At 61.3% G+C, this 17,744-nt stretch carries 16 protein-coding genes and 1 other RNA gene; 10 read left to right on the forward strand and 7 right to left on the reverse strand.

The window, feature by feature from the left end:
* Nucleotides 1-74 precede the first annotated feature (74 nt).
* Both dusB and EKH79_RS14390 read right to left on the reverse strand, forming a co-directional pair.
* The gene (gene dusB / locus EKH79_RS14385) at nt 75-1,061 is read right to left on the reverse strand and encodes a tRNA dihydrouridine synthase DusB (RefSeq protein ID WP_126674534.1); all 987 of its coding nucleotides are present in this window, start codon (nt 1,059-1,061) and stop codon (nt 75-77) included.
* A gap of 63 nt (nt 1,062-1,124) precedes the next feature.
* Nucleotides 1,125-2,444, reverse strand: coding sequence for a nucleoside permease (locus EKH79_RS14390; protein WP_126674535.1), 1,320 nt, complete (start codon nt 2,442-2,444; stop codon nt 1,125-1,127).
* Nucleotides 2,445-2,618: 174 nt separating this feature from the next.
* On the opposite strand from EKH79_RS14390, the gene EKH79_RS14395 reads away from it, so the two are divergent.
* Complete coding sequence (locus EKH79_RS14395) at nt 2,619-3,251, forward strand: homoserine/threonine efflux transporter (RefSeq protein WP_126674536.1); 633 nt, start codon at nt 2,619-2,621, stop codon at nt 3,249-3,251.
* On the opposite strand, the gene EKH79_RS14400 is transcribed toward EKH79_RS14395, so the two are convergent.
* The 4 genes from EKH79_RS14400 to EKH79_RS14415 are packed head-to-tail and all read right to left on the reverse strand — an operon-like array spanning nt 3,236 to nt 7,438.
* Nucleotides 3,236-3,829, reverse strand: a complete 594-nt coding sequence (locus tag EKH79_RS14400; protein ID WP_233590333.1) for a uracil-DNA glycosylase family protein — start codon at nt 3,827-3,829, stop codon at nt 3,236-3,238. The two genes, EKH79_RS14395 and EKH79_RS14400, sit on opposite strands and share 16 nt — an antisense overlap.
* Nucleotides 3,826-5,196 (reverse strand): FAD-binding oxidoreductase, encoded by a 1,371-nt coding sequence (locus EKH79_RS14405; protein WP_126674537.1) that lies wholly within the window; start codon nt 5,194-5,196, stop codon nt 3,826-3,828. The genes EKH79_RS14400 and EKH79_RS14405 overlap by 4 nt, the downstream gene beginning before the upstream one ends.
* A 35-nt stretch (nt 5,197-5,231) precedes the next feature.
* Nucleotides 5,232-5,588 carry a YraN family protein gene (locus tag EKH79_RS14410; RefSeq protein WP_126674538.1) on the reverse strand — a complete coding sequence of 119 codons (357 nt, stop codon included), beginning with the start codon at nt 5,586-5,588 and terminating at the stop codon, nt 5,232-5,234.
* Nucleotides 5,588-7,438: a penicillin-binding protein activator gene (locus EKH79_RS14415; RefSeq protein WP_126674539.1), complete on the reverse strand. Its 1,851-nt coding sequence runs from the start codon at nt 7,436-7,438 to the stop codon at nt 5,588-5,590. Before EKH79_RS14415 ends, EKH79_RS14410 begins: the two co-directional genes overlap by 1 nt.
* 88 nt (nt 7,439-7,526) lie before the next feature.
* On the opposite strand from EKH79_RS14415, the gene rsmI reads away from it, so the two are divergent.
* Nucleotides 7,527-8,354 (forward strand): 16S rRNA (cytidine(1402)-2'-O)-methyltransferase, encoded by an 828-nt coding sequence (rsmI, locus tag EKH79_RS14420; protein WP_126674540.1) that lies wholly within the window; start codon nt 7,527-7,529, stop codon nt 8,352-8,354.
* Nucleotides 8,355-8,374: 20 nt separating this feature from the next.
* On the opposite strand, the gene EKH79_RS14425 is transcribed toward rsmI, so the two are convergent.
* On the reverse strand, nt 8,375-9,523 hold the full coding sequence (locus EKH79_RS14425) for a hypothetical protein (RefSeq protein WP_126674541.1): 1,149 nt from the start codon (nt 9,521-9,523) through the stop codon (nt 8,375-8,377).
* A 103-nt stretch (nt 9,524-9,626) separates the two neighbouring features.
* On the opposite strand from EKH79_RS14425, the gene rnpB reads away from it, so the two are divergent.
* The 8 genes from rnpB to mraY all read left to right on the forward strand — a co-directional run bounded on the left by rnpB (nt 9,627) and on the right by mraY (nt 17,744).
* An RNA gene (gene rnpB, locus EKH79_RS14430) (RNase P RNA component class A) lies at nt 9,627-10,004 on the forward strand.
* Between the two features lie 313 nt (nt 10,005-10,317).
* Complete coding sequence (gene mraZ / locus EKH79_RS14435; protein WP_126674542.1) at nt 10,318-10,764, forward strand: division/cell wall cluster transcriptional repressor MraZ; 447 nt, start codon at nt 10,318-10,320, stop codon at nt 10,762-10,764.
* Between the two features lie 53 nt (nt 10,765-10,817).
* The gene (gene rsmH / locus EKH79_RS14440) at nt 10,818-11,759 is read left to right on the forward strand and encodes a 16S rRNA (cytosine(1402)-N(4))-methyltransferase RsmH (RefSeq protein WP_126674543.1); all 942 of its coding nucleotides are present in this window, start codon (nt 10,818-10,820) and stop codon (nt 11,757-11,759) included.
* Nucleotides 11,756-12,028 (forward strand): cell division protein FtsL, encoded by a 273-nt coding sequence (gene ftsL / locus EKH79_RS14445; protein WP_126674544.1) that lies wholly within the window; start codon nt 11,756-11,758, stop codon nt 12,026-12,028. The genes rsmH and ftsL overlap by 4 nt, the downstream gene beginning before the upstream one ends.
* Complete coding sequence (locus tag EKH79_RS14450) at nt 12,025-13,836, forward strand: peptidoglycan D,D-transpeptidase FtsI family protein (protein ID WP_126674545.1); 1,812 nt, start codon at nt 12,025-12,027, stop codon at nt 13,834-13,836. Before ftsL ends, EKH79_RS14450 begins: the two co-directional genes overlap by 4 nt.
* Complete coding sequence (locus tag EKH79_RS14455; protein WP_126674546.1) at nt 13,833-15,308, forward strand: UDP-N-acetylmuramoyl-L-alanyl-D-glutamate--2,6-diaminopimelate ligase; 1,476 nt, start codon at nt 13,833-13,835, stop codon at nt 15,306-15,308. The genes EKH79_RS14450 and EKH79_RS14455 overlap by 4 nt, the downstream gene beginning before the upstream one ends.
* The gene (locus EKH79_RS14460; RefSeq protein ID WP_126674547.1) at nt 15,305-16,672 is read left to right on the forward strand and encodes a UDP-N-acetylmuramoyl-tripeptide--D-alanyl-D-alanine ligase; all 1,368 of its coding nucleotides are present in this window, start codon (nt 15,305-15,307) and stop codon (nt 16,670-16,672) included. The genes EKH79_RS14455 and EKH79_RS14460 overlap by 4 nt, the downstream gene beginning before the upstream one ends.
* Entirely contained in the window at nt 16,662-17,744 is a 1,083-nt protein-coding gene (gene mraY / locus EKH79_RS14465; protein WP_126674548.1) for a phospho-N-acetylmuramoyl-pentapeptide-transferase, read from the forward strand. The genes EKH79_RS14460 and mraY overlap by 11 nt, the downstream gene beginning before the upstream one ends.

Raw genomic sequence — 17,744 nt, forward strand, 5'->3', positions numbered from 1 at the left:
GAAAGATCATCGGTACATACGCAAGCACGAAAATCCGATGATGCCTGCAATCGCTCCGCAAAGGTTTGCGCCGGTCAGGCGGCAAGACTGCAGTTGTCCTGCAATACATCGAAATAATCGCGGGTCAGGCGCAACTGGTCGCTGGCGCTCTCGGCGCGATTGACGACATCACGAAACGCAATGTTTTCCGGCCGATCTTTCGCGTACCAGCCCAGATGCTTGCGTGCGATTCGCACGCCAGCCTGTTCGCCGTAAAACGCGTAAAGGTGTTCGAGATGGCCGAGCAGAATGGTCGAAATGTCGGAGGGCGACGGCTGATGCAGCAACTGTCCGGTGGCGAGGTAGTGTGATATCTCGCGGAAGATCCACGGGCGGCCCTGCGCGCCGCGACCGATCATCACGGCGTCCGCGCCAGTCACATCGAGTACGTGTTTCGCTTGTTGCGGCGTGGTGATATCGCCGTTCGCCAACACCGGAATGCGCACCGCCGATTTCACCGCTGCAATGGTGTCGTATTCCGCTTCGCCCTCGTATTTGTCGGCGCGCGTGCGGCCATGCACGGCGAGTGCCGCGATGCCGTTGTCTTCAGCGATACGCGCAATGGTCAATGCGTTCTTGTGCTGACGATCCCATCCCGTGCGGATTTTCAGCGTCACCGGTACATCCACCGCATCCACGACCGCTTTCACAATGCGTGCGACGAGCGGTTCGTCCTGCAACAGCGCAGAGCCCGACCACACGTTGCACACCTTCTTGGCGGGGCAGCCCATATTGATATCGATGATCTGCGCACCGTTCGCGACGTTAAAGCGTGCTGCTTCGGCGAGCATCGTCGGATCGTAGCCCGCGATCTGCACGCTGACCGGCTCGGGCTCGCCCTTGTGATCCATGCGCTTGAGCGACTTGCGCGTCCGCCACAGGCGCGGATCGGCCGTCGTCATTTCGGACACAGCAAGGCCCGCCCCCAGCCGTTTGCAGAGCAACCGGAAAGGCTTGTCGGTGACGCCGGCCATGGGGGCCAGCACCACCGGCGGGTCAATGCGGTAAGGGCCGATTTGCATCCGGCTATTGTAGCCGGTGCGGCGGGATGGGTTCCCCGCCACACGAAAAGCCCCGGAAAACGTTCAGTGAACGGGTAAATCTGCCAGCGCTTCGGGGCGGTGTTTGTGCTGAAACAGCACCATGAAGAGCACCGCGACGATTAGAGAATACGCCGCAAACGTCATCCAGATACCGTGCCATTCCAGGCTGTGGTCGGGGCGTGTGAAATAGCGATCGATGATCAAGCCGCTGAGCGAGCTGCCGAGCACCGCGCCCACGCCATTGGTCATCAGCATGAACAGGCCTTGCGCGCTGGCGCGAATCGCCGGGTCGCTTTCGCCTTCCACAAACAGCGAGCCGGAGATATTGAAGAAGTCGAAGGCCATGCCATAGACGATGCACGACAGCACGATCATCCACAGACCATCGCCGGGATTGCCGAAGGCGAACAAACCGAAGCGCAGCGTCCACGCCACCATGCTGATCAGCATCACGGCCTTGATACCGAAGCGTTTGAGGAAGAACGGGATCGCCAGGATGAATAACGTTTCGGACACCTGCGAAATCGACATGATGATCGCGGGATAGCGCACCGCGATCAGATCTTTGTAGGTGTCGACACGTGAGAAATCGTGCAGGAACGTATCGCCGTAAGCATTGGTCAATTGCAAGGCGGCACCAAGCAGCATGGCAAATACGAAGAAGATGGTCATCTTGCGCTGCTTAAGAAGATGCAGTGCTGGGCCAGACATGACCATAACAAAGAAGGTGGCAATTCTGCCGCCCGTAAACGGGATGCCTGACATACGCGATATATCCGCCAAACGATCTTGCGAAATCCCACGCAGGCGCGGAGGACAAGCGGGCAACGTAAAGGCGTACAGGCCCAGCACCAACGCCGCACCAGCGGCTACGTAGAACTGACCGGTCGTCGTTTCCAGATGCAGGAGACTGACAGTCCACATCGCGACGATAAAGCCCACCGTGCCCCACACGCGGATCGGCGGATACACACGCACCACGTCCACGCCATCCTGTTTCAATGCGTTGTACGCCACCGTAATCGCCAGCGCGATGGTGGGCATGTAGCACATCATGTTGAGCAGCATTACCCAGAACAGCGTGCCCGGATCGTTGATCGCCGGCACGATGCACAGCACGACCGCACCCAACAGATGCAGACAGCCATACAGGCGTTCGGCGCGAATCCATTTGTCCGCAATCACGCCGGTGATCGAAGGCATGAAGAGCGAGGCGATGCCCATCGTCGAGAAGATGGCGCCGAACTGCGTGCCTGACCAATGGCGATTCTGGAACCAGTACGCGCCGATGGTGATCAGCCAGGCCCCCCACACGAAGAACTGGAGAAAGTTCATCGCAATGAGTCGCAGCTTAAGGCTCATGGGCACATCTCCGGCATGGTCTTTCCCCCTGAAAAAGGCCGGGGAAAATCCCTGGGCCACAAAGCGCTGGCAGCGTAGAGGAAGGCGTGCCCGGCGGGCAAGGCGCAACGCGGCGCGATGTCTTGTGCCGGGTCTGCCGTTAAACTGTCGGCGCATCCCCCGGAGTGCCTCCCCATGAGCCTGTTCATCACGATCGCGATCATCCAGATCATCGCCTTGGCCATCCCAGGGCCGGATTTCTTTTTCGTCTCGCAGACTGCCATCAGTCGTTCTCGTTACGAAGCAATGGCGGGCGTCGTCGGCATCGCACTAGGTGTGGCGGTGTGGGCTGCGCTGGCGCTGCTCGGTCTGCAATTGCTGTTGCAGAAGCTGATCTGGTTGCAGCGTTTGATCGCCATCGGCGGTGGCCTTTATCTGTGCTGGATGGGCGTGCAGATGTTGCGCGCCGGTTTCGCCAAGCCGGATAACGGCGCGGCGGAATCGCAGGCGGTGCAGACCACGACGGGCGCGTGGCGTTCGTTGACGCGCGGACTGTTCACCAATCTCGCCAATCCCAAGGCGGTGATCTATTTCGCCAGCATCTTCTCGGGTTTTGTCGGTGCAGGCGTCAGTCCCGCGGCGCGCTGGGGCCTATGGACGATGGTGGTGATCGAAACGCTGCTGTGGTTTTCGTTCGTCGCGGTGTGTTTCGCGTTGCCGGTGATGCGCCGCGGCTATCTGCGCATTCGACGCTGGATCGATGGCTGCGCGGGCGCCGTGTTCATGCTCTTCGGCTTGCATCTGATCTTTTCTCAGCGCAGCACTTGAGCGACCTCGTCGCGCAAGACGGGTAGCAGTTCCTGCTCGAACCACGGATTGCGTTTGAGCCATGCCTGATTGCGCGGACTGGGATGCGGAAGTGGCAACACGCCGTTTGCGAGATGCGTGCGCCACGCTTGTACGGTGTCGGTGAGCGAGCGTCCGCGACGTTCGCGAAGCAGCCCGGCTTGCGCGTACTGGCCGATGGCTAGCGTCAGCTGCACCTGCTTGAGTCGCGGCAGCAGACGCGGATGCCACGTCGGCGCGCACTCGGGTCGCGGCGGTAAATCGGCGCCTCGGCTGCTGCCGGGAAAACAGAAACCCATGCCTACGATGGCGACGCGTTCGGCGTCGTAAAACGTCGTGCGATCGATAGCGAGCCAGCCGCGCAGGCGATCGCCGCTGACGTCGTCGAACGGAATGCCGCTCGCATGCACTTTGCGGCCGGGCGCCTGGCCTACGATCAACAAGCGTGATGACGTCGATGCCTGTACAACGGGACGCGGCCCGTCGGGTAAGTAGGGCGCGCACAAACGGCACGCGCGAATCTCCGCGAGCAAAGGTGCCAGCGAATTGCGACGGCTCACGGCAAGAGCTTGCCCGGATTGAGGATGCCATCCGGATCGAATGCCGCTTTCACGTTATGCATGAGGTTGAGCGTGCTTGGCTGCAACGCGAGCGGCATGAATTCGCGCTTTACCAGGCCGATGCCGTGTTCGCCGGACAACGTGCCGTGCAGTGAAATCACTAACGCAAAAACCTCAGCGAGACAGACGTGCGCACGTTCGCGTTCGGCCTCGTCGCGAGGGAGAAGATTGACATGAAGGTTGCCATTGCCGGCATGACCGAATGTCACGATCAACACGTCGTGCTTTTTCGACAGCAAACGAATGCCGTCGACCAGTTCGGGCAAGCGACTCACCGGCACAACAACGTCTTCGTTAATCTTGTTCGGCGATATCGTGCGCTGCGCAGGCGACAGCGCTTTGCGCGCCGACCATAACGCCTGTGTTTCTTCCGCCGTTTGTGCAACGCGCAGTTCGTCCAGTCCATCGCCGCGCGCAGCGCGGGAAACGGCTTCGACGGCCGACGGCAAGGTTTCAGGCTCACCATCGACCTCGATCATCAGCATCGCCCCTGCAACCGGCACGCTGTCGCCGCCATGGTCGCGAGCGAGCTTGAGCGCTACGTCATCGATAAATTCCAGCGCGCATGGCGTTACAGGCTGCGCCATGATGCGCGCAACGGCATGCGCTGCACTGCTTACATCGCGGTACGTTGCGCGCAGCGTGCGCAAACCGGTCGGCTTGGGCGTGAGTTTGAGCGTGGCTTCTGTGATCAGCGCCAGCGTGCCCTCTGAGCCGATCAGCAGGCGCGTGAGGTCGTAGCCGGTTGCGCCTTTGCTTGTATACGTGCCGCAGCGAAATCCTTCTCCCGTACCCGCCACGGCGCGCAATCCGAGCGTGTTTTCGCGCGGGCTGCCATATTTCACCGTGCGTGGACCCGCGGAGTTGCATGCGAGATTGCCGCCGATGCTGCACCATGGTGAAGACGTTGGATCTGGCGGCCAGAAAAAACCGTGCGGTCTGAGCGCGATTTGCAAGTCACCGTTCAATACGCCAGGTTCGACAATCGCGTACCGGTTTTCCGGATCGATCCGCACGATACGATTCATCCGTTCGAAACTCACTACCACACCACCGTCTACCGGGACGGTAGCGCCTGTGGTGTTCGTGCCGCGCCCACGCGCGACGACGGGTACGCGATGCTCGCGGCAAACGCGAACCAGGCTTTCTATCTGCGGATGTTCCTGCGCAAACACCACCGCATCGGGCAGCGCGTTGCGGCGCGAGTTGTCGTAGGCGTATGCCAGCCGCTTCGCTTCATTCGTGGAGCAACCCTCTTTACCGAAAACGGCATGCAGTGTGTCGACCAGGGAATCGGGTAGTTTCATGCGTGGAAGTATCCCACCATGGCGTTCTTCGTGCGTCAGGAAGCGTCAAAAGCGCCTTGCAGCCAGTTCATGGTTGCGTGGTCAGCCGGTCCGTCGTAACTGACGACATCGAAGCGGCAGGCGCGATGTGCGTGCTTTGGATGCGCGGCGAGCCAGAGTTGTGCCGTTTGAACCAGGCGCGCCTGCTTCGTTGCAGTGATGGAAGCGAGCGCATCACCGTGTCCGGCGCGCAGTCGATGACGTACTTCGACGAACACCACGACATCGCCGTGGCGCATCACCAGATCAAGCTCGCCGTAACGCGTGGTGTAGTTGCGAGCCAGCACGTTGAGTCCGGCCCGTTCCAGTTCCTTGCACGCGCGCTCCTCGAACGCGGCACCTGCCGCGCGCATCAGCCGTTTGCAGGTTGTGCGGGTTGCACTGGCGGTGCGGAGGCGGGTGCCGGTGCGGTGCCCGCTGGCGCGGGGCCGCCAGGTGCATTGTCCATTTGCAACGTGCCATTCATCGGGCGCGCCACGCCATCCTGGAACTTCAACCACGTCAGCACGCGATTGATATGGCCGAACGTATCGCCCGCCAGCTGGCCCGTCGCGCCGGGCAGATAACTGCCTGGATGATTGCGCAGCCAGTCGACATAGGGCACCAGATTCCATGCATCCATGCCGAACGCAAACAGCTGTGCCGTGGCACCGCGCGCGGCAGGCAATTGCGCCGAGACTTCCTGATAACTCGGAAGGCCTGTTTGCGCGTCGAACAACCACGGCGCGTCGCAGAATTCCACGCCTTCCAGGTCACGGTCGGCGATCGCGTTGTCGCTGCCGCCATAAATATGCGACGTGGCAAAAACCGGCAGATTGATACGCGCCACACGCAACTGCGGCAACAACAAGCGTGCCTGATCGACGCGCATGCTGATGAAGATACCTGCATCGCTTCCCGCGTTGCCTGCATTCAAGCCGTTGATGGCGTCGCCATAGTTGACGTTGCCGGAGGCGATTTGCGCGTTGCCCGCCAATTGCCCACCCTTAGCCTGCCACTCCGTTTTGAAGGCGACGGCGGAACGCTTTGCAAAGTCGTCGTTCGACGTCACCACGTACGCGGTGTGAATGCCGCGGTCGATCATATGATCGGCTACCTGCGCGCCTTCGTCTTCCGGCAGCAACGCGAATTGGCTCGCATTGCCGGCGGGAACGGTCTTGTTGTCCGAACGATTGAGCGCGAGCACCGGGACCGGCAGCGATGGCTGGCTCAGCACGCCCAATACTTCCGGCCGTGTCAGCGGACCGACAACCAGCTGAGCGCCATCGGTCACAGCCTGGTTATAGGCCTTGATCGCGCTGGCTGCATTGCCGCCACTGTCGTACACACGCACCATCGCGCGCGGTGCGTGTGTATCGGATGACTGGAAATACGCGGCGAAAAAGCCTTCGCGAATCGCGGCGGAGATCGAAACCAGGCCATCGTTGTTGGGCAGCAACAACGCAATCTGCGCGGGCATTTTGTAACCCTCGCGCACGCTCGCATTGCTACCGGGAACCAGTGTGCCGACGGGCTGTTCCAGACTGGGTTGCGGAGCGGCGACTGTCACACCCAGGCGTCCCAGTGCTTCACTGACCCACGGGAACATCGGATCGCCCGCCTGCATCGCTGCAGCACGCGCTTTAAGTGCGGTGACACCAAGTCGAGCGAGCAACGAAATGGCTGCATCGCGATTCTGCGTGCGATCGAGGCCCTGCAATTGGTGGTCGAGTTCGACGCGTGTTTGCGCAGCACCCCAAAAATCGCTGGTGCCTGCCAGTGCGTCGGCACGCAACGTCAACAGGCGAGGACGCAGGTTCGGCGGCACGCTGAGATCCGGCTGCGTTGTCAGCTGCAATGCAGCGGCTGGATTGTTTTGATGCAATGCGATTTCCGCGCGCAACAGATCCAGGCGCAGGGGTTCGTCGTCGGTCAATTCCTTGCGCTGGATGCCCGCGACAATCGGCCCCGCGCGATCCAGCGCGTTTTCCTGACGATAGGCTTCGGCCGCGAGCAGGTTGTAGTGGTCGGAGCGGCCAGGGTTTTGCTGGGCAAGCATCACGTACGCCTGCGCGGCGCGGTCGAACTGTCCCTGGTTGGCCAGATCGGCTGCGTTTTGAGCCGCAGCAATTTCAGCGGGCGAGCGCGGCACGAGGGACGGCACGCAGGCGCTCAGTACCAGTGAAATCAGCAATCCCGATGCTGCAAGCCGACACAGGCGCATGAAAATTCCTCGATTCTTCTCGACAGGGGTGGCGATTGCGCGATCATAGCCGATCACATCGACGCGCCGTGGCGGACGGATTCCCAAAATGACAGCACATCAGACCGGTTGCCTGTGGGTCGTGGCCACGCCGATTGGCCATCGCGACGACATCTCCGCGCGCGCCATCGAGACACTGCGTAACGTTTCGGTCATCGCCGCGGAGGACACCCGGCACAGCCGCCCGCTGATGCTTCAGCTCAACATTTCCACGCCCTTGATTGCGTTACATGAACACAACGAGCGTGAAGCGGTCGCAGCGATCGTCAGGCGTTTGCAGGACGGGGAATCGGTCGCGTTGATTTCCGATGCCGGGACGCCGCTGGTCAGCGATCCGGGTTTCCGGCTGGTGCGGGCGGCGCGTGAGGCGGGTATTCGCTGTGCGCCGGTGCCGGGGGCGTGTGCGGCGATTGCTGCGCTGTCGGTGGCCGGTCTGCCGAGCGACCGCTTCGTATTCGAAGGTTTTTTGCCGCCCAAATCCGCCGCACGCCGCTCGCGCTTGCAGGAACTTGCGGGCGATGCGCGTACGCTGATTTTCTACGAATCGTCGCATCGCGTGGTGGAAAGCCTCACGGATATGCGCGACGTGTTCGGTGGCGAGAGACCGGGCGTTGTTGCACGCGAACTCACCAAGATGTTCGAGACAGTCCTGGGAGAGCCGCTTGCCGAGCTGGTCGAGCGCGTGACGTCCGATCCGAATCAGCAGCGCGGCGAGTTCGTCATTCTCGTCGCCGGTCGAGGCGAGCACGAAGATGATCAGCTCGCCGAGGGCCGTCGCGTGTTTACGATATTGCGGCAAGAGTTGCCGGCGGCGAAGGCCGCCAAACTGGCCGCTGCCATCACTGGCGCGCCGCGCAAGGCGCTTTACGAAGGCTAATCGCTCTGCAAAGCGAGCGTTTACGGCCACGCATGCGGTTTCGTTTGCAACGCGTGCACCGCATCCCACGGCAATGTAAAACCTTCGCCACGGCAACTGCGCGCCACTTCCGGATAATTGTTGAATGCAACGAACAGGCCGTTCTTGCGCGGTGAAAAGCTGATGGCGTCTTTCCAATTGCCGTCGTGACCGTAGTTGGAGCAGGTGTTGCCGTCGCAGCTGTAGCTCTCGAACACGGTTTGTGCACAATCGCCGTCATTGCGCTTGGATGCTTCATGGCGCAATGCCAGCGACACGATATCCTTGCCGGTAGTGAAGTCGAAATGATCGGTCGAGGCATCGGGAAAACGCAGCCATTGCGTCCAATCGATCGGATTGCCGGTGGCGAGATCGTACGTCACAGTTTCCCAGCTGCTGCTCGGGTGTGCGGCACCGGGTGTATCCCATTCGCATGTGCTGTCGACAACGAAGATGCGCACGTCGGCGAACGGAATGCTGTAACTGCATGATGCTTCGCCATCAGGTTTGGACGACAGTGCAGCATCGATGTCCTGAGCGAATTGATGCTTGAGATCGTCGTTGATCTTGCGCATGCCGTCGCTAGCTGATGCTTTCACCAATTGCGGAATCGTTGCGCCACTGCGTTTTTCCTGCATGAATTGCCACGTTACTGCGCCATCGTCGGATGACGCTTGTTTCGGCAACATTTGCGTAGGGCCTTCTGCGCGCAGTTGCGCATACGCTTTTTCGATAGCATCGGAAGGATCGCTCGCTTTCGCGCAACCGTTGCATTCACGCGCTAGCGTCACCGTTAGCGCATCGGTTGCTTGCAGCGTTTTGCGCCACGTTCCGTTCGCGTTGTCGCCTTGAATCGAAAGCGTCCAATAACCCGTCGGTTTATTGCAGACGTCCGGTTCGTTGTTGCCGCCGCCGAGCGGACACTCGATGTATTCCCCATTCTTGCCGCTGGCAATCAAGCCGATATCGATGCCCTTGGCGCGATAGAAATAGCGTCCGACTTTCTTGCTGTCGTTCGTATAGAGGCGCAGCACGATCGGGGATTTGCCAAGCATGCCCACGAAGGGTCCCTGATCGTCGTCGGCATGTGCGATGCCGACGCTGGATGCAACGAAAATCATTAGGCCGACCATGACGAATGCGTGGCGCATGACGACGGAATCCTTCCCAATAATGTCGATTTCGCTGAATTTAGCGGCGATTGCCGCTTTTTTGCCATGACTGCCTGATGGCCGAACGGTTACAATGCGTGGCGGAGTCGGCCGGACAGTCGCGTCGCGCGCAAGCGCATCGAGGAAAGTCCGGGCTCCATAGGGCAGGGTGCCAGGTAACGCCTGGGCAGCGCGAGCTGACGGCCAGTGCAACAGAAAGCAAACCGCCGATGGCCGGGCATTTCTTCGGAATGTCGGGCACAGGTAAGGGTGAAACGGTGCGGTAAGAGCGCACCGCGCGCGGGGACAACGTCGCGTGGCACGGTAAACCCCACCCGGAGCAAGACCGAATAGGGGAACGATAACGCGGCCCGCGTTGTTCCCGGGTAGGTTGCTGGAGCCAGACGGTGACGTCTGGCCGAGAGGAATGACTGTCGCGCCGCAAGGCGTACAGAACCCGGCTTACAGGCCGACTCCGCCTCTTTTCCCATCGACGCCTCGCCATCCGGTTCGTAAGGATGTGCGTGGTGGTCGAGTGGGTTTTTGGGATGAACGGGTGGTTCAGAAGAGCCCTCGCCCAGGATGTGATCGAGTAGGCATTTGCCAGGTGTGTCTGAACAAAAAAACCACAGCGATCAAGCACCTCGGAGAGGTTCCTCGAAATCGCTGGAAATATGGCCACACTGTTGCCTTTCTCATTGATTCACAAGCAAAAATCCCTTGACAGTCTCAGGGGCTGAGACTATCGTGGATTCCTGTGTGAAATCGTGGGATTTCGTGGGAGTTCATGGGTCGTGTTCCAGGGCGAAACCGCCATCACCGTCGATGACAAGGGCCGGCTGGCCATCCCGACTGCGTATCGGGAGCTGGTCACGAGCGCTTGCGCCAATCGGCTGGTGATCACCTACAACCCTTTCGAGCAGGGCAGCCTCTGGCTGTTTCCGCATGCGGAGTGGGAGCGGGTGCGCGACCAGGTGAATGCGTTGCCCAGCGTCAAGGCGGTGCATCGCGCATTGCAGATGAAGCTGGTCGGCGCAGCCGCTGAAGTGGAGCCGGACAGTGCAGTGCGCATCTTGCTGCCTGCCAGCCAACGCGCCGCGGCGGGGATCGAGAAAAAGGCGGTTCTGCTGGGCATGGGCAACAAGTTCGAGCTTTGGAGCGAACAGGCCCACCTGGCCAAGATCCGCCAGACCATCGGCGAAGACGAGATCAGCGACGACATGACGGACTTGCGGCTCTGACCGGTGACGGTCAGGTGCGAGGTGATTGCGGACATAGAGAGCGGGAGTGCGGCATGGCCGAGCAAGTTTTGCGGCACATCCCGGTGATGCTGGATGAAGCGGTGGAGGGTCTCGCCGTGCGGGAAGGCGGGCGTTATCTCGATGGCACCTTCGGACGCGGCGGTCACGCCCGCGCCGTGCTGTCGCGCCTCGGGCCCGACGGCCGTCTGCTGCTGATGGATCGCGATCCGCAAGCCATCGCCGCTGCGCAAAAAGAATTCGCTGCCGATCCGCGCGTGTCGATCCGTCACGCCAACTTTTCCACGCTCGGCGAATGGGAAGAAACCGCCGTCGGTCTCGATGGCGTGCTGCTCGATCTGGGTGTGTCCTCACCGCAACTCGATGAAGCCGCGCGCGGCTTCAGCTTCATGGCCGATGCGCCGCTCGATATGCGCATGGACACGACACAAGGCGAAAGCGCGGCGGATTTCCTCGCGCACGCCGATGAACGCGAGATTGCCGATGTGCTGTGGACGTTCGGCGAAGAACGCTTCAGCCGCAAGATTGCCCGTGCGATTGTTGAACACCGCGCCGAATCGCCGATCACTCGCACCGGCGAACTGGCGGCATTGATCGAACGTGTTGTCGGTCGCCGCGAGCCTGGCAAGCATCCGGCCACGCGCAGTTTTCAGGCGCTGCGCATTCGCGTGAACGGCGAGCTGGATGCGTTGCAGCGTGGCCTCAATGCAGCGCTTGAGCGGCTCAACGTCGGTGGCCGTCTATCTGTCATCAGCTTCCACTCGCTGGAAGATCGCGCGGTGAAGCTGTTCATTCGCGATCATTCCGGTCGCGTGCAAGGCAGCCGTCGTGGTCCACCGGTTACCGCGCCGCCGGCACGCCTCGCTGCCGTTGGTAAAGCGCAATTCCCGTCTGACGCCGAGCAGGCCGCGAATCCGCGTTCGCGCTCGGCTGTGTTGCGCGTGGCGGAAAAACTATCCGGCGAGGCGCAGACATGAAGGCGGTCGGCGTCTTTGGTCTGCTCATTCTGCTCAGTGCCGTGATGGTCAGTGCCATCGCCGTGGTGTGGACGCGTCATCAGAGTCGCGTGCTGTTCGTCCAGCTCACGCAGCTGCAAAGTCAGCGCGACGATCTCAATATCGAGTACGGCAAGCTAGAACTCGAACAAGCCACCTGGGGCGAGCCGCGCCGCATCGACAGCGAAGCGCGCAACAAGCTCGGCATGGCCATGCCGACGCCGCAAAACATCAAGCTGGTGCAGGAATGAACCCGCGCCCGCACCTCAGCGCGAAACCCGCCGCACGCCGACAAGGCGCGGGCCCGAGCGCGCGCCGTCGCATGTTGCTGGTGATCGGCGTGCTGGGTGCTGCATCCGTGGGGCTGGTCGCGCGCGCGTTCGATCTGCAGGTCGTGCGCAAGCAGTTCTATCAGGATCAGGGCGACGCGCGCTTCCTGCGCGAAGTCGATATTCCGGTCTCGCGCGGCACCATCTTCGATCGCAATGGCGAACCGCTGGCGGTGTCCACGCCGATGGTGTCGATTACCGCGGTTCCGTCCGAAGTACTCGACAACGCCGATCGCATCCCGGCATTGGCCCAAGCGTTGGGTATCAATCCGGACGATCTGAAGTCGTATCTCGAGCAGCGCTCCGACCGCGATTTTGCGTACTTGCGCCGCCAGATGAGTCCGGATGCCGCGCAGGCTGTGATTGATCTGGCCGTGCCTGGTGTGAACGGTCAGCGCGAGTACAAGCGCTATTACCCGTCGGGCGAAGTGACCGCGCATGTGCTCGGTTTCACCAACATCGACGATCACGGTCAGGAAGGCCTGGAGCTCGCGTTCGATAGCTGGCTGGCGGGCAAGAAGGGCGCAAAGCGTGTCATTCGCGATCGCATGGGCCATGTCGTGGAAGATGTGGAGCAGGTGCGTGCGCCGCAGCCGGGCCAGAACCTCACGCTCAGCCTCGACCGCCGCATCCAGTTCCTTGCCTATAGCGAACTGAAAAAGCAGCTCGACGACGTGGATGCCGATTCGGGCGAGATGGTCGTGCTCGACGTTCGCACGGGCGAAATCCTGGCGATGGTGAGCTTGCCGACGTACAACCCGAATGCCGTCACGGGCACCAACGGCTCGCAACGCCGCAATCGCGCCGTGACAGACGTGGTCGAACCGGGTTCGACGATGAAGCCGTTCACCATGGCGGCTGCTTTATCGAGCGGCAAGTTCACGCCGACTACGCCGCAGATCGACACCGGCAACGGCCATTTCATGTACTACGGCCATGACATTCATGACGACAGCGCGAACGGTGTGTTGACGCCAACCGGCGTGCTCACGAAGTCGAGCAATGTCGGCGCGGCAAAAATTGCTATCCAGCTCGACACGCAATTTCTCTACAACTCCTATCGCGCCTTCGGTTTCGGCGACAGCACAGGCAGCGGTTTTCCCGGTGAATCTTCGGGCCTGTTGAAAGTGGGACACACGTGGCGGCCGCTTGAAAAGGCGACGATCGCCTACGGTTACGGCATGAATTTGACGCCGCTGCAGTTGGCCAACGCGTATGCCACGCTGGCCGATGATGGCGTCATGCATCCGCCGACCTTCATCAAGGATGGCGACAATCCGGGCAAGCAGATCGTCACACCGCAAATTGCACATGAACTGGTGACGATGCTTGAAACCGTCACCGCGCCCGGCGGCACCGCAACGCGCGCGCAAATCGCCAACTACAGCGTCGCCGGCAAAACCGGTACCGCGCATTTGGCGGCGGTCGGCGGTTACGCGAAGAACAACTACAACTCGCTGTTCGCAGGGATCGTGCCTGCCACTGATCCACGCCTTGTCGGTGTCATCGTGATCAACAATCCGAAGAAAGGTTACTTCGGCGGCGACGTCTCGGCGCCGGTGTTCCAGCGTGTGATGGACGGTGCGCTGCGCTTGCTGGATGTGCCGCCCGACAACATCGGACGATGGTACGTCGGCGGCCCCATGCAGGCGGGTGGCGGACTGGCGGGCAATGCCCCGCCGCAATCGTCTCAGGGCGACTCCTCCGCGCAGGAGGTGGTCGAGCCATGAGCGGCCAGCGTCTCGATCATCTGTTGCAGGGCATCGCTGAGACGACGGTCGCAGGGCCGATTGTCGTATCTGGGCTCGCGCTCGATTCGCGTCACGTACGCACGGGCGATGCGTTCTTCGCGCTGCATGGCACGCGCGGACATGGCATCGAATTCGTTGCGGGTGCCGTGCAGCGCGGTGCGAGCGTCGTGCTGGCCGAAGCGCCGCCGCGCGCGGTGAAAGATCCGGGCGTGCCGGTGGTGTGGATCGACGGGTTACACACCTTTGTCGGTGAAATTGCGTCGCGCTTCTTTGGACGTCCATCCGAATCGATGCGCGTGATCGGCGTGACGGGTACCAACGGCAAAACGTCCACGGTGCAGTTGCTGGCGCAAGCGCTGGAAAGCCTGGGTCATCGCACGGCGACCATCGGCACGCTGGGTGCCGGCCTGCACGGGCAGTTGCGTGAAGGCGAGCGCACCACGCCCGATGCCATCGCCGTGCAACAGCTCATGGCACAGTTCCGTGGCGACGGCGCCACGCACGTCGCGATGGAAGTGTCCTCGCACGCGCTCGAGCAGGGGCGTGTCGCGGCCGTCGATTTCGATGTCGCCGCGTTCACCAATCTCACGCGCGATCATCTTGATTATCACGGCAGCATGGAAGCCTACGGTGCGGCAAAAGCCAAATTGTTCGCATGGCCCGATCTTGAAACGGCGGTGATCAACACGGACGACGAATTCGGCCGCAAGCTGGTGAACAAGCTCGCGCCCGATGTGAAAGCCTTGCGGTTGAGCAGCGCGGGCGATGCATCCGCCGACATCGCAGCAACGGATATCGTGACGTCGGCCGAAGGTGTCGCGTTCCACCTGCGCACGCCGTGGGGTGCGCGCGTGCTTCGTAGTCGTTTGCTTGGCCGATTCAATGTTGCCAACCTGCTGACTGTCATCGCTTGCCTTGGTGCGATTGGCGAATCGTTTGATCGAATTGTCGGCGCTATTGAAGCATTGGAGCCCGTCAATGGCCGCATGAATCGCATTGGCGGTATCGAAGGCTTGCCGCTGGTCGTCGTCGACTATGCGCACACACCGGATGCGCTGGAGCAGGCGATCACGGCATTGCGCGCGCATTGCGCAGCGAAATTGATCTGCGTCTTCGGTTGCGGTGGTGAGCGCGATGCCGGCAAGCGCCCGCAAATGGGCGATATCGCGGAGCGTCTTGCCGATGTCGCCATCGTCACCGACGACAATCCGCGCGGCGAAGATGGCGACGCTATCGTGGCGCAGATTCTCGCCGGCATGAAACAACCGCAATACGCCACGGTGTTGCGCGATCGCGAAGCTGCCATTCGTGCGGCCCTGCGCATGGCGCGTCCTGGCGATGTCGTGCTGATTGCCGGAAAAGGTCACGAGACCTATCAGGAAGGTGCCGCTGGCAAGCGTGCTTTCGATGATATGGCTGTGGCGCGTGCGGCGCTGGAGGGGCAGGCATGATGCAGCTGAGCGCCATCGCGCTATGGACCCACGGACGCATGCACGGCGCCGACGCCCAGATCAATGGCGTCGCGATCGATTCGCGCAAGATCAAGGCGGGCGATCTGTTCGTTGCATTCAAGGGCGAGCGAGTCGACGGTCACGACTACCTGGCCGATGCCAGGGCGCGCGGCGCATCAGCGGCGCTGGTGGAGCACCGTGTCGACATCGATCTACCGCAGGTGGAAGTCGAAAACGTGGAGCTCGCGCTGGGCGATCTGGCGAGTGCAGTTCGCGCACAACATAATGCGCGCGTCATCGGCATCACCGGTTCCAACGGCAAGACCACGGTGAAGACACTCACGGCTTCGATTCTGTCGCTGCATGGCCGTACACACGTCAACACCGGCAGCTTCAATAATGAAATCGGTCTGCCGCTGACGCTGCTCTGGATGCCGGAAGACACCGAATATGCGGTGCTCGAGATGGGTGCAGGCAAGCCGGGCGATATCGACTATCTCGCTGCCATTGCACGGCCCGATATCGGCCTCGTGAATCTCATCGCGCCGGCGCATCTTGAGCGCATGGGTACGATTGAAATGGTGGCCGAGACCAAAGGCGCGCTTTATCGCGCCTTGCCGGCAGACGGTGTGGCCGTGATCAACGCCGACGACGCGTTTGCGAGTTTCTTCAACGGCCTCGCTGGCGGCCGCAAAGTGCTGCGCTTTGGTTTGGATCACAAGGCAGACGTCGGCGCGGACATTCTGGAGCAGCGCGCGGACGGATCGCGCTTCATCCTCAGCACGCCGCATGGCGATGCCGAGGTGTCGCTACCGTTGCCAGGCCGTCACAACATTGCCAACGCGCTTGCGGCCAGCGCGATTGCACTGGCGCTGGATGTGCCTGTCGACACCATTGTGGAAGGGTTGGAAAAGGCGTCTTCGGTGGAAGGTCGTCTCAAGCGCATCGCCATGCCGAATGGCTGGACGCTGATCGACGACAGTTACAACGCCAATCCCAGTTCGATGCATGCGGCGATCGACACGCTTGCGCTCGCGGAAGGGGAGCGCTGGCTGGTGCTGGGCGATATGGCCGAACTCGGCGCCGATGCGCGTGCGTTACACGCGGGTGTGGGTAGCCATGCGCGCGAGCGCGGCATTCAAAAATTGTTTGCTGTAGGTCCGTTGAATGTGGCGGCGGTCGAGGCATTTGGGGCAGGTGGCGCGCATTACGCCGACAAAGCGGCGCTTATCGATGCGCTTCGCGCACAGGTGCATGCGGGTGTCACGTGTTTGGTGAAGGGCTCGCATTCAGCGGGTATGGAACAGGTTGTCGCCGCCTTGAAGAGCGGACAACCGAAAGAGGGGGCGCACCATGCTGCTTGAACTTTCCGATTGGTGGGCACGTCACTTCAGCGCGTTGCATCTTTTCCAGTACATCACCTTCCGCACGATCATGGCCGCGCTCACCGCGATGGCGATGTCGTTGTTGTGTGGTCCCGCATTGATTCGCAAGCTCGCGGCGCTCAAGGCCGGTCAGGTGGTGCGCAAGGATGGTCCGCAATCGCATCTGTCGAAAGCGGGCACGCCGACGATGGGCGGTGTGATGATTCTTATCGCCGTTGTCGTGGCGACCTTGCTGTGGGCGGATCTCGCCAATCGCTACGTGTGGCTGGTGCTGGCCGTGCTGCTTTGTTACGGCGCGATCGGTTTCTACGACGATTACCGCAAGCTCGTGCTGAAAGACAGTCGCGGTCTCGCATCGCGCTGGAAATATTTCTGGCAGTCGGTGTTCGGTATCGGTGCGGCCTGGTTTCTGTATCACACCGCTGTACTTCCGGCTGAAACGGCACTGTTCGTGCCGCTGTTCAAGCATGTGGCGATACCGCTTGGCATTTTCTACATCGTCATCGCGTATTTCATGATCGTGGGTTTCTCCAACGCCGTGAATCTCACGGATGGTCTGGATGGTCTTGCGATCATGCCCACGGTGCTGGTTTCCGGCGCGCTCGGCATATTCGCCTACCTCGCGGGTAACAAGGTCTTTTCCGAATACCTCGGCATCCCGGCGATTCCGGGCGCGGGTGAGCTCTCCGTGCTTTGCGGTGCACTGTCCGGTGCGGGCCTCGGTTTCCTGTGGTTCAACACGTATCCCGCGCAAGTGTTCATGGGTGACGTCGGTGCGCTCGCGATTGGCGCAGCGCTGGCCGCGATTGCCGTGATCGTCCGCCAGGAAATCGTGCTGCTGATCATGGGTGGTGTGTTCGTGATGGAAACGGCCTCGGTGATGCTGCAGGTCGCCAGCTTCAAGATGACCGGCAAGCGCATCTTCCGCATGGCGCCGATCCATCACCACTTCGAATTGAAAGGCTGGCCCGAGCCTAGGGTGATTGTTCGTTTCTGGATCATCAGCGTCGTGCTGGTGCTTATCGGTTTGGCAACGTTGAAGGTGCGCTGA

Source organism: Dyella dinghuensis (assembly GCF_003977615.1).
Taxonomy (GTDB): Bacteria; Pseudomonadota; Gammaproteobacteria; order Xanthomonadales; family Rhodanobacteraceae; genus Dyella_B; species Dyella_B dinghuensis.